This is a genomic window from Psychrobacter glaciei (assembly GCF_014652895.1).
In the GTDB taxonomy this organism is placed as follows: Bacteria; Pseudomonadota; Gammaproteobacteria; order Pseudomonadales; family Moraxellaceae; genus Psychrobacter; species Psychrobacter glaciei.
In genome coordinates this window covers 153984-166752 of the sequence record NZ_BMZR01000002.1, presented here as the reverse complement: position 1 = coordinate 166752, position 12769 = coordinate 153984, and the positions used below count along the sequence as shown (strand labels likewise).

Annotated in this window: 7 protein-coding genes; 3 read left to right on the top strand and 4 right to left on the bottom strand. The window is 43.4% G+C overall.

The genetic code is table 11. The features are described from left to right. Positions 1-397: 397 nt before the first annotated feature. Entirely contained in the window at positions 398-2608 is a 2211-nt protein-coding gene (locus IE130_RS05450) for a carboxy terminal-processing peptidase (protein ID WP_189582900.1), read from the top strand. Positions 2609-3092: 484 nt separating this feature from the next. Here the strand turns inward: IE130_RS05450 and IE130_RS05445 are convergent, their stop codons facing one another. Continuing rightward, a complete protein-coding gene (locus IE130_RS05445; protein WP_010201899.1) occupies positions 3093-3578 on the bottom strand; it encodes an FKBP-type peptidyl-prolyl cis-trans isomerase in 486 nt (161 codons plus the stop codon). Between the two features lie 326 nt (positions 3579-3904). Between IE130_RS05445 and IE130_RS05440 the strand changes: the two genes are divergently transcribed. Continuing rightward, positions 3905-5944: a M61 family metallopeptidase gene (locus tag IE130_RS05440; RefSeq protein WP_227676143.1), complete on the top strand. Its 2040-nt coding sequence runs from the start codon at positions 3905-3907 to the stop codon at positions 5942-5944. A 127-nt stretch (positions 5945-6071) separates the two neighbouring features. Here IE130_RS05440 and copM read toward each other — a convergent pair whose 3' ends face one another. Beyond that, positions 6072-6905 (bottom strand): CopM family metallochaperone, encoded by an 834-nt coding sequence (gene copM / locus IE130_RS05435; RefSeq protein ID WP_189582897.1) that lies wholly within the window; start codon positions 6903-6905, stop codon positions 6072-6074. A 357-nt stretch (positions 6906-7262) separates the two neighbouring features. Continuing rightward, entirely contained in the window at positions 7263-7877 is a 615-nt protein-coding gene (locus IE130_RS05430) for a pseudouridine synthase (RefSeq protein ID WP_189582894.1), read from the bottom strand. Positions 7878-8564: 687 nt separating this feature from the next. Between IE130_RS05430 and icd the strand changes: the two genes are divergently transcribed. Then, entirely contained in the window at positions 8565-9824 is a 1260-nt protein-coding gene (gene icd, locus IE130_RS05425) for an NADP-dependent isocitrate dehydrogenase (protein ID WP_189582891.1), read from the top strand. Between the two features lie 393 nt (positions 9825-10217). Here the strand turns inward: icd and IE130_RS05420 are convergent, their stop codons facing one another. Continuing rightward, positions 10218-12437, bottom strand: coding sequence for an NADP-dependent isocitrate dehydrogenase (locus IE130_RS05420; protein WP_189582888.1), 2220 nt, complete (start codon positions 12435-12437; stop codon positions 10218-10220). Positions 12438-12769: the final 332 nt, after the last annotated feature.

Sequence of the window (12769 nt, the reverse complement as noted above, 5' to 3'; positions counted from 1 at the left end):
TCAGTAGCCACGAGCAATAAATGTGATAGAAAGTTTGGTATGTACCGCGGTAAAGTGTAATATTGCTTATACAGATTGAGACAATGACGCATTTATGGTCATGCTAGTATTGAGTGATTTTTCGCAAGACGCGAGTCGTATTTTTCCGATAATTAATATCGCTAAAAAGCCAAGTATTTAAAAGGCTGCGCCGTAAAAAAATAACTAATACCATTCACAAAAATTAGAGTAGCAAGGAAAACGAGTGTAAGTGCTACGCATTGTAGACTAAACGAGTTTGACACCGCTAATCGTACTTTTTTGGTTTGGTATAAATTTGATGGATAGGGACTCACCAAGCAAATACTTTCGATGACAATTGATAATACTTTCAACTTAAAATAACTAGGTATATATGATGAAAAAACAACCAGCACAGTGGTTACTCAGTGCAGCGTCAGTGGGCATCGCCGGTCTTATTCTCACCCAAAGCTACGGCACTGCAGTGGCAGATACTAACACCGAAGGTTTCGTCCAAACACCTGAACAAAAAGTCACCACTCGTCAAGTAGCCGCCTTGCTGGATCGCAGCCATTATCTCAATCAGCCGCTCGATAGCAAAACAGGCAGCGAGATTCTGTCTATGTATATTGATAGCCTTGATCCAAACCATACCTTGTTTTTGCAGTCTGATGTCGATGAGCTAAAGAAAAAGTATGCCGCCGAATTCGGTGATCGTCTCAAGCGTGGTGATCTGTCTGCAGGTATAGAGGTATTTGAGCGCTATCGTAAACGCTCAAACGAATATTTTGCCATGGCAAGCAAAATGCTAAAAACGGATCTGGATTTGACCAGCAATGAGACTATCGTACTTGATCGTGAAAAGCTCGGTCACTTCAAGACCAAAAAAGAGCAGCGTGATTACTGGGCGCGTCAGTTGAAGTTTCAGTTGATGAGTATCACGTTAGGTCAAGAAGACGAAAAAGCCAAAGAGCAAGTATTCTTGAATAATCCAGACATCACTCGTGGACAGGATTTAGTACGTAATGACGAGCGTACGCCCAGTGAGATTTTACTCAATCGTTTGTCACGTCAACAAGAGCAGTTCAAGCGTCTCAAAGATGATGAAATCATGGAGACAATCTTGAACACTGCCATGCTGACCTATGATCCGCATAGTAACTATTATGCACCGGTTCAAGCAAACGAGTTACAAATCCAATCGAGCCTACAGTTAGAAGGTATTGGCGTCTCTATCCGTCCTGATCGTAAAAACCCAGACTACACGCGTATTGTGACTCTGGTGGATGGTGGCCCAGCAGCCAAATCTGGTCAGATTAAACCCAATGATTTGATTGTAGGGATCGCCAAAGACGGTAAAAACATGATCGACGTGGTTGGTTGGTCGACACGTGAGATTGTCAGTCTTATTCGCGGTAAGCGCGGCACTTCAGTCACGCTCAAGTTACGTCAGGCTAGTGCCCCAGAAGCCAGCGCTCGTACCGTCACTGTGGTTCGGGATATCATTCAGCAAGAAGAGTCAGGCGTGACCCAGCGCGTTGTAGAAGTACAGCGCCCTAATATCGATAAAACGCCAAAACGTATTGGTGTCCTTGAGATACCAAGCTTTTATTTGAACTATCGGGCGCGCCGTAACGGAGAAGATTATCGTAGCGTCAGTATCGATACTGAAAAAGCACTCAAAGAATTGAATAAAGAAAATATCGATGGTCTCGTGGTCGATCTGCGTAATAACCCTGGTGGGTCATTAGACGAAGTGGCCAAAATGCTCGGCTTCTTTATCAAGAGTGGACCACTGGTACAAATTCGTGACAATCGCGGCAACATCCAGGTGTACCGTGATGATGATGGTGGCGAACAACTCTATGATGGCAAGGTGGTCGTCATTACTAACCTAGCATCTGCCTCTGCTAGTGAAATTTTTGCTGCTGCTATCCAAGATTATGGCCGTGGCTTGGTAGTCGGTAGCACCACTACGGGTAAAGGCTCTGCTCAGATTCAACTGGACAATTTAGCGCTAGGTTCTGCGACTTTAACTCAGCGCAAGTTCTATCGCATCACCGGTGGTAGTACGCAAAATAAAGGCGTTGTTCCCGATGTCGAATTGGTCAATATCTATGATGATGCGACCTTTGGTGAGCGCGCACAGAAAAAAGCACTGCCTTGGGATACCATCAAAACCGCACCTTATAAGCCTGAAGGCAAATTTACCAACGATACGTTAGCGACGCTGAATCAGCAGTCTACAATCCGTCAGCAAAAAGACCCACAGTTTACTTACTTATCAACGTTGAACGATATTCGCAATATGGATGATGAGAAAAAACCTGTCAAGCTCGATATCAATAGCCGACGCGCCAAGATGCAGCTGATCGAAAAGCGTTCATTAGAGGCGGAGAATAAACGTCTCATCGCCACAGGTGAGCGTCCGTATGCCAATTGGAATACCTATCAAGCCGCGATGGATGCGAAGTTTGAAGAGCGTAGTCAAATGAAAGCCAATGAACGCCCAGAGCTACCTGAAGATGAAACTTTTATCAATGAAGCGGCTTATATTATGCTCAGCGCGGACTCAAAAAAAATGATCAGCCCTGAAGACAGTCTCTAGCAAGCGTATCACTGTGAGCTAGAAAAGCGGTCAAATAAAAATCCGTGTAAGCATAGGCTTACACGGATTGACGCTTAGACCTCTTACTAACTTATCATCAATCTGCGATTATAACTGTACGGCACGATTGAACGAAACGGTTCATTGATACTAGGGATTGGTATCTTAAAATCGCGTCAGGGATAGATGGTTTGCTGATTAAGGACAATAAGGCTGGATGCCTGCTAGTTATAAGATACTCCGGGATTAAGTATCATATAGCGTTAACATGGATGGTTGGTAATAAAAGCCGCATAGCGCTCGTCGTTACGCGGCTTTGTTACGTTTGGAAGAACGTGCTTTTCTATCAATAAGCCATAGAAATCCATAAGCTATAGAACACAAAAAAAGGTCAGTAGACGTATCTACTGACCTTTTAGAATAAACGACAAGCTTCATCTTACTTACTTGTCGTTTAAGCGTTTTACTAATGCTCTAATAGAGATTAGTGTTCAACGCCACCTGCGCCATGTACATGGCCGTGGCTTAGTTCGTCTTCAGTCGCTGCACGTACTTCTTGGATTTCAACATCAAAAGTCAAACGCTTACCAGCTAGTGGATGATTAGCATCAACAACTACTTCGTCATCATTCACTTCAGTAACCGTAACCAACATTACTTGGCCACCCGCTTCTGACTGAAACTGCATGCCAGGCTGGATATCATCAACGCCTTGGAAGTTATCGCGTGGTACATGTTGTACGGCTTGTTCTTGATATTCGCCATAACCATCAGCAGGCTCAACGACAGCGTTAACTTTTTCGCCAGCAGATTTGCCTTCTAGTTGTTGTTCTAGGCCTGGGATGATGTTGCTGTGACCATGTAGATAAGCAAGTGGCTGACCTTCTGGTGATTGGTCAAGCACGTTGCCTTCGTCGTCTTTTAGCGTGTAATTGAATTTGACGGCAGTGTCTTTTGCGATAGTAGTCATAAATTATCCTAAATATATCTGTGTAAAAAATTAAATACGGTTGCAATAAACCTAAAAAAGCCAATCGGCAAGCCAGATAGCCACGTCATTAGTCAGTTATCATCAGTTTATTAAAGTAACTTTAGCAGTTAGCATCTTTAATTGCGATGGCCCACATAACTTTCAAGGGAAAAACCATAAAAAATGCCAATTAATGTCATAATTTATGAAAATAAGCGCTATTTTCTATGCTTTACCGTACAGCTGGTTGCTTGTAAAGGGTCTGCCAGTTGCATTTTCGGCCAAGGACTTCTACCATAACGATAAAAATAAGGATGAGAAAGACGATGAATTCATTGACCAATAACGCTAACGTGCCTACTTCTGACGCCAACACTGCTAATAATGAGTCAACAGAAACTGCCTCAATCAGTAAGGCTGCTCGACCTGTGCCTAATATTAGCTATCGATTCGATTTTGAGCGTTTTTTTGAGCATTTGGTTGATGTGTCGCTCACCTTTACTACAAACGTAGACGCTCCAAATCTTTGGTTGCCAGCATGGATACCAGGTAGCTATTTGATGCGCGAGTTTGCCCGAAACATTACTGCGGTACATTATCAAGTTATGGACGACGATAATAAAAGCGCTGAGATGCACCGCGCGATAAAGACAGACAAACACACTTGGCAGTTGCCACAAGTCAAGGCGGCTCAGACAATAAATGTTCATTATGAAGTTTACTGCTATGATTTATCCGTGCGCACCGCTTATGTCGATCAGCAGCGTCTATACGGGAATTTCACCTCTTTAGCATTAGCAGTCGATGGGCAGGAGCAGACGCCTGTACAAGTCAGCTTAATAGTGCCAGCCGCATTTTGGGCGGATAAACAAGAAAGCCACGTGCTTTTATCCTGTGGTTTAGACGCTACGCAACTGCGCCTTGATGAACAGCAAGAGGATGAGCAGAAAGAGGATGGACAATACAGTTATGAGCTACAAGCAAACAGCTATCACGAGCTGATTGATTATCCTTTTGAAATCGCTGAGCAGGATACATTTGATTTTATCGTCCAAGATCACGCGCATCAGACCTTACCTCACCGTTTTTATCTGTCGGGTAAGCATAATGCCAATATGGGCAGGCTACAGCAAGACGTCACTCAAATTTGTCAGACTTATCTAGATTGGCTGGGTGAGGCACCCTTTAATGAGTATACTTTTATGACTTTTGCCAGTGGACAAGATTATGGTGGTCTTGAACACATTAATTCGACCAGCCTGATTACGCCGCGTCGCGACTTGCCGAGTATTGACGAACCAAAAGTACCCAGCAGTGATTATCAGCGTTTTTTAGGCTTATGTAGTCATGAGTATTTTCATGCGTGGTGGGTCAAAACCGTACGCCCAGATGTTATGTTAGAGGTAGATTTGCGCCGTGAAGCCTTTACACCACTGCTTTGGGTATTTGAAGGTTTTACGTCTTATATCGATGACTTTATGTTGCAAGCATCAGGCGTGATCGATAAGCCAAGCTATCTCAAGCTACTGGCTGAGCAAGTCAATCGCTATTATCAAACGCCTGGACGCGCCTATCAAAGTATCGCTGAGTCGAGTTTTGATGCGTGGATTAAGCTGTATCGGAATGATGAAAACACAGGTAATGCTGGGATCAGTTACTACAATAAAGGCGCATTGGTGGCGCTTTGTTTGGACTTAACCTTGCTCGAAAAGAGCAACGGTCGTTATCGTTTATTTGATGTGGTTAAGGCTTTTTATAGCCAAGCAACGCAGAATGACAACCGACGGATTGGTATCAGCAGTGCCGATATGGCTAAGGTTGTCGGGCAGTTTATGTCGCTTGCCGATTGGCAAGAGTTTGAGCGCCGCTATGTTAATGGCGTTGATGAGTTACCGATTGAAGCACTATTGACTGCAAATGGTATAAAAATGCGTACCAATACCAAGGAAACTGCTGACAAGTATGTGCCTTGGGGCATGCGCTGTCATGAGACACCAGCTGGACTCAAGGTAAATCGCGTGACACGTGACAGTGTGGCTGCCAAAGCTGGTATTTCGGCGCATGATGTTATTGTCGCCATTGATGGTATCAAGGCAGACACTAAGCAGTTAGCGTCGCTTAGTACGGCAGAGCATGATGTGGAATGTTACCTGTTTCGTCGTGATGAGTTGATGTGCGTCAGCGTATTACCTAAAGCAGCGCTTAGTAGTGGACAGCAGCAAGGCATGACTGAGAAAACCTTTCCGCATAAAGTAAGTTTACACTTGGCAAAGACAGATCCAGTGCTCGATGATAATGGTGACCGTTTACCACTACCGGCGGGCTGGCAGACATGGCTTAATATCATGGAGCGTCAGCAAGTATAAATATATCAAAAGTATAGCTGTATCAACTCGATAAAAACCCCTGCTAACCATTTATGATTAGCAGGGGTTTGACGTTATGGGTTTTACATTTATTGATATTGATTGACCGTATCTAGGTAGTGGGCTACTACTCAGCAGGTTCTTTAGCATCTACTTCGTTTTCGACAGTTGCGTCATTGCTAGTTGCGTCATTACTAATAGTGTCATTGTTGAGCTTGTCGATTTTGTTAGCGGCAATCCAATTTTGCATCACTTGAATCTCAGGCTGCTGGGCGTCGATGATATCTTGAGCCAACTTGCGCATCTCTTCATCCGTACCATATTTGAGCTGTATCTTTGCCATGTCTACAGCGCCAATATGATGTGGCAACATACCGCGTGCAAAAGCCATATCAGGTAGCGGATCGGTAATAGCGAGCATCATATCACCATGCATCCCGTCCATACTCTTGGCATAGGCTTGTTGCATGGCTTGGGTATTAGGCTTAGGTTTGGCAGCATCAGGATGGCCAGCAAGCCATTTATTCAGAATGTCTATCTCAGCTTGCTGCGCTACCATAATTTTTTGCGCAAGTTCTCGCATGGCTGCATCAGTACCATACTTCAGCTCGATTTTTGCCATGTCGATGGCGCCGCGATGATGCCCCAGCATGCCTTTCGCAAAGGCGGTATCGGGATCGTTGTATGCCATACCGACCATCATCTCATCATGCATTCCTGTCATCGACTTAGTGTAGTCTTTGAGAATGTCTGTCATTTGCTGCTCATCTGCCATTGCATCGCCGTCTGTCATATTATGACCATCCATATTCTCTTGATCAGCCGTCATCTCAGTTGCTGGTGCCGCCACTTCTTCTGCGGGCATCACCTCACTACTATCTGTTGCTGGCTGACAGGCGCTCAGAATAAAAGCAGCAGAAATGCTGGTGGCGAACAAGGCAAAACGACGAGAAGCAATCATGACATATCCTTATAGAGACAAGCTAAACAGTAAATAAACGCAAAATACGGCACTAATATGACAGCAAGGCAGTAAAGTGCTGAATCTTAACAGATAAACCTTACCAGTTCGAGACGCTATGTTTAACAGGTCGTAATATATTTGCTAGATTTTATTACTAATCTATATAAAACCACTAATCTACATAAAACAGGCATAGTCAGGTCAATATAAAAGAGATGCAGCGTGACTGGTATAAATTTTTTGTAGCCACTGCCAGTACCACATTTGAATGTTCAACAGACCCTAGACGTTTTTCGATGTGTCTATGGTCTTATGTACATTATCATCAGTCAATACGCCTGATGACAGAGCAAGTTAATTACTGACACCCAACTCCCTCAGTTTCGCACTGTCTAAATGAATACGTACAAACTCACCAACTGCCAGTTCCTCCAATTCGAAGCCTGCCACTGACCAACGAATAAGACGCAGGCAAGGCAATCCAACGTGAGCCGTCATGCGTCTGACTTGGCGATTCTTTCCTTCATAAATCGTCAGCATCAACCATGATGTCGGTATGCTTTTACGCTCACGGATAGGTGGCTCACGTTGCCAGAGTGGCATAGGCAAATCCTCTTCACTAAGCTGTTTAATGTCGGCAGGTAGGGTTTTGCCATCTTTGAGAATGACGCCCTGTCCAAGCTTATCAAGTTGCTCAGTAGTAGGCATGCCTTCAACTTGCACTAAGTAAGTCTTACCTTGCTTACGTCCAGCATTGGCCTTTGGTGGATGGGTAATGGCTTTGTTAACCCTGCCATCACTCGTCAGAATCAGTAAGCCTTCAGACGTCGCATCCAGCCTACCAGCCACGCGCAAAGACTTGTCAGTAAAATACTCTGATAGGGTGGTGTGGTCGTTGTTGCTGTCATCACGGAACTGACTTTGCACACCGTAAGGCTTATTGAACAGAACGAGATTGGTGGTCGACATAAAGTAGCATTTCCTAAATAAAGATATTGATGAATCATTGCGAAAGATGAAAAGTAGTAATCAAAAAAAAGGTATTCAACACGCCCTGATTGCAGATCAATTATAAGACGGTTGATGACTTAATTAACGGCATTTTAATGAAAAGGAAACACATAAAAAATAATGTATTAACTTGTCATAAGTAGGCTATAGATATGAAAATTTATATTCAATATAAAACCATGTTATTATAGTGGTATTTATAACATTGATATCTGTACATGAGCTATGCACAAGAAAAATCATTGCTCAGACCTTTAGCTTAGTACAATGGCTAGGATAACATGTGACATTCATTGCGTACTCAAGCTTACAGAGCATTGATATTTATTAACTTTATCTCAGCTTTTTTGTCGTTTCTCTTTTTTTATGTCCATGGCATTATATTTTCAGGTACTTTTGTGAGAGGGGTTTTTCTCTTCTTATTAATTGTATTATTTTGCCAATTTTTATTTCGAAGCTTTGAGTGTAAAGCGGTTTTGTAAAACGGTTAGATACAAGGCTATTAAACATAAGGTCGTAAGTGCGCCACTTATGCTTGCTCAGCTAACAGGCGTTAATTACGCATACCTATAATAGAATGGCGAAAGCATAACAGAGTGCTCAGTATACTTGCGATGTCCAACATACAACCAAGGAGTTTTATCCATGTCCTATGATAAAGTTATCGTACCAAGAGACGGCGAAAAAGTAACCGTCAACGCTGATTTATCGTTGAATGTCCCCAATCATCCAATTATTCCTTTCGTTGAAGGCGATGGGATTGGGGTGGATATCACTCCAGTTATGGTTAAGGTGGTTGATGCCGCAGTTGATAAAGCTTACCACGGCAAAAAATCCATCATTTGGATGGAAGCGTATTTAGGTGAAAAAGCAGCTAAAATTTACGATGGTGATTACTTACCAAGCGAAACGCTAGAGATTTTAAAAGATTACGTGATCAGTATCAAAGGGCCATTAACTACGCCAGTAGGCGGTGGCTTTAGTTCGTTAAATGTGGCTGTACGCCAAAACCTTGATCTGTATGTTTGTCAGCGTCCAGTACGCTGGTTTGAAGGCGTGCCAAGCCCCGTGCAGCATCCTGAGCTGACGGATATGGTTATCTTTCGTGAAAATACAGAAGATATCTACACGGGTATCGAGTGGAAAGCGGGCAGCGATGATGCCAAAAAAGTTATCAATTTCTTAAGAGATGAGATGGGTGTAACCAGCATTCGCTTCCCTGAAGATTGCGGCATTGGTATCAAACCCGTCTCAAAAGAAGGCTCGCAGCGTCTAGTGCGTAAAGCCATTCAACACGCTATCGATAACGATTTGCCGAGTGTGACTTTGGTGCACAAAGGCAACATCATGAAGTTCACCGAAGGCGCATTTAAAGACTGGGGCTATGAATTAGCCGCAGAGCGCTTCGATGCAGAGTTGTTAGATGGCGGCCCTTGGATGACGATGAAAAATCCAAAAACGGGTAATGACATTATCATCAAAGACGTCATTGCTGATGCATTCTTGCAGCAAATTCTGATGCGTCCTGCTGATTATTCCGTCGTCGCCACACTTAACCTAAACGGGGATTATATCTCTGATGCCCTAGCGGCTGAAGTGGGCGGTATCGGTATCGCACCGGGTGCTAACAAAGGCGGCGCAATCGCTGTCTATGAGGCAACTCATGGTACTGCTCCTAAATATGCTGGTCAGAACAAAGTAAACCCCGGCTCGTTGATTTTATCGGCTGAGATGATGTTACGTGATATGGGCTGGGTCGAAGCAGCCGATCTTATTATTAGTGGTATCCAAGGCGCTATCGCTAATAAAACGGTCACTTATGACTTTGAGCGTTTGATGCCTGATGCTATCTTGCTCAGTACTTCTGAGTTTGGTAAGGCGATTATTAAGCATATGGATGCGTAGTCATCGCTTTATCATGAGCTAAAAGCAATTTGATATAAGCTGTTAAAAAAGCCATCTACAATCATGTAGGTGGCTTTTTTATGGTAAATTTTTCTATGCTGATGTTATAACTAGGGTCAAGGAATTTTAGAATGGCTACGATACTGCTGATATTAATTTTTTGTAGCCTCTGTCTGCACAGGCACAGTAAGCAAGAAAAATTGATATCAGCAGTGCGTGATGTATCGATATTACTTTTCACTGACTATATAAGCACTAATATCTCTTTATCTGCGGATAATAAAAAACACCCCACAGTTCTATAGAGCTGTGGGGTGTTTTATTGTTTTTAACTGACGCTAGCGGCAAAAGTATGAAGAAGTAACGTTACTTGAGACCTGCCAGTTAAATCTATTACAACGATGCTAACGCTTCATTGAATAGAGTGCTTGGACGCATGACTTTTTCAGCCAACGCTTCATCCGCGAAGTAGTAGCCTTTGATGTCTACCGCTTTGCCTTGAGCTTCATTAAATTGTTTAATAATGGCGTCTGTATTGCTCTTCAGCTTTTGCGCAAATGGGGTAAATTGCGCTTTTAGATCAGCGTCTTGGTCTTGCTCAGCAAGCTCTTCAGCCCAGTACATCGCCAGATAGAAGTGACTACCACGGTTATCTAACTCACCTGTTTTACGTGACGGTGACTTGTCATTTAGCAGTAGTGTTTCAGTGGCTCTATCAAGCGTATCTGCTAAGATTTGCGCTTTAGCATTGTTGTCGTTTTTGGCCAAATGCTCCAACGACTCAGTCAAAGCTAAAAACTCACCCAATGAATCCCAACGTAGATGGTTTTCTTCTACCAGCTGCTCAACGTGCTTGGGTGCAGAACCACCAGCACCAGTTTCAAACAAACCGCCGCCCTTCATTAGTGGCACGACTGATAGCATCTTAGCGCTGGTTCCTAGCTCTAGGATAGGGAACAAGTCTGTTAGGTAATCGCGTAAGATGTTACCTGTGGCAGAGATAGTATCTAGACCGCGAGCGACACGCTCTAAGGTATAACGCATGGCGCGAACTTGTGACATGATTTCAATGTGCAGACCGTCAGTGTCATGATCTTTCAAATACATGTTAACTTTTTTGATTAGCTCGTTCTCATGTGGACGGTACGGGTCTAACCAAAAGATGACAGGCGTATCTGAATCACGTGCACGGCGGACGGCAAGCTTCACCCAGTCTTGGATAGGGTCGTCTTTAACTTGACACATGCGCCAGATATCGCCTTTTTCCACATCCTTTTCAAGCAATACTTCATCGGTATCGATATCTACAATACGGGCAATACCGGTAGCACTAGACTCAAAGGTTTTGTCGTGTGAGCCATATTCTTCTGCTTTTTGTGCCATGAGGCCTACGTTAGGAACCGTACCCATGGTGGTTGGATCAAAGTTACCATGCCATTTGCAGAAATTGATCATTTCTTGATAAATACGGGCGAAGGTGGACTCTGGCATGACAGCTTTGCAATCATATAGTTTGCCATCAGCGCCCCACATTTTACCACCATTACGAATCATGGCAGGCATTGACGCATCGACAATAATATCGCTTGGTGAATGGAAGTTGGTAATACCTTTTGAAGAATCAACCATCGCTAGACGTGGGCGATGCTCTTGGCAGGCATGCAAGTCTTGCTCGATCTCTTCACGTTTAGATGATGGTAGGGCAGATATTTTGTCGTATAAATCAGCCATACCATTGTTGACGTTAATGCCTAGCTCGTCAAAGAAAGCACCATGCTTGTCAAATGCATCTTTATAATAAATTCTAACCGCATGTCCAAACACGATAGGGTGCGAAACCTTCATCATGGTGGCTTTTACGTGCAATGAGAACAAGATACCAGCTTCGCGGCAATCTTCCATTTCTTGCTCATAAAACTCTAGCAGCGATTTTTTGCTCATGACCATCAGGTCAATGACTTCTTTATCAAGCAAAGCAATTTTTGGCTTCAATACTTTCGTCGTGCCATCATCAAGTAACAGCTCCATACGCACGTTACGGGCTTTATCCAAAGTCATCGACTGTTCGCCATCGTAAAAATCACCGCTGTGCATGTGCGATACGTGGGTACTTGACCATTGCTTCCACTCGCCCATAGAATGCGGATGCTTGCGCGCAAAGTTCTTAACAGCTTTTGGTGCACGGCGATCTGAGTTGCCTTCGCGCAATACAGGGTTAACCGAACTGCCTAGACTCTTACCATAACGCTGACGAATTTCTTTTTCTTCGTCGGTTTTTGGGTCTTCTGGAAAGTTAGGGATGCCGTAGCCTTTGCTTTGTAGTTCTTTGATACAGGCTTTTAGCTGCTGAACAGAGGCACTGATATTTGGCAGTTTAATAATATTAGTGTCAGGATCTTGCGTCAGTCGACCAAGCTCAGCTAGATTATCAGGAACGCGCTGATCTTCATTTAAGTATTCTGGGAATTCAGCCAACACACGCGCAGCAACAGAGATATCAGTGGTTTCAACTTCAACTCCTGCGGTTTGGGTAAATGCTTTGACAATAGGTAAGAAGGACAAGGTTGCTAGCGCTGGGGCTTCATCAGTTTTTGTATAAATAATTTTTGACATTATAGTAGTGTATCCCTTTAGGCTGTAGTTAATATTAACGCTTAAACAAATGGGTATTTCTATAGAGACTCTATGCGATAGTGAATCGTGATTGAATCAAATGTATCATGAGTCGCCTCTTTGAGACTCTCTGTGCAGAACTGCCTGAAAATAGCTGGCTGGTTATCATTAACCCACTATAGATCCTATGCGATGTCAATCTCGCATAATGAACCAATTGTACTATTTTTATTCATATCTCATGTATACAAATTATATTAAGCTAATAATAGCCTTATTCTACCAGTCATGGGCTTTGATATCATCTTTTCTGTACAATTACCGTTTTTTAA

Coding starts and splice junctions, on each gene's coding strand:
- IE130_RS05450 (WP_189582900.1), top strand. CDS start 398: ATGAAAAAACAACCAGCACAGTGGTTACTCAGTGCAGCGTCAGTGGGC.
- IE130_RS05445 (WP_010201899.1), bottom strand. CDS start 3,578: ATGACTACTATCGCAAAAGACACTGCCGTCAAATTCAATTACACGCTA.
- IE130_RS05440 (WP_227676143.1), top strand. CDS start 3,905: ATGAATTCATTGACCAATAACGCTAACGTGCCTACTTCTGACGCCAAC.
- copM (WP_189582897.1), bottom strand. CDS start 6,905: ATGATTGCTTCTCGTCGTTTTGCCTTGTTCGCCACCAGCATTTCTGCT.
- IE130_RS05430 (WP_189582894.1), bottom strand. CDS start 7,877: ATGTCGACCACCAATCTCGTTCTGTTCAATAAGCCTTACGGTGTGCAA.
- icd (WP_189582891.1), top strand. CDS start 8,565: ATGTCCTATGATAAAGTTATCGTACCAAGAGACGGCGAAAAAGTAACC.
- IE130_RS05420 (WP_189582888.1), bottom strand. CDS start 12,437: ATGTCAAAAATTATTTATACAAAAACTGATGAAGCCCCAGCGCTAGCA.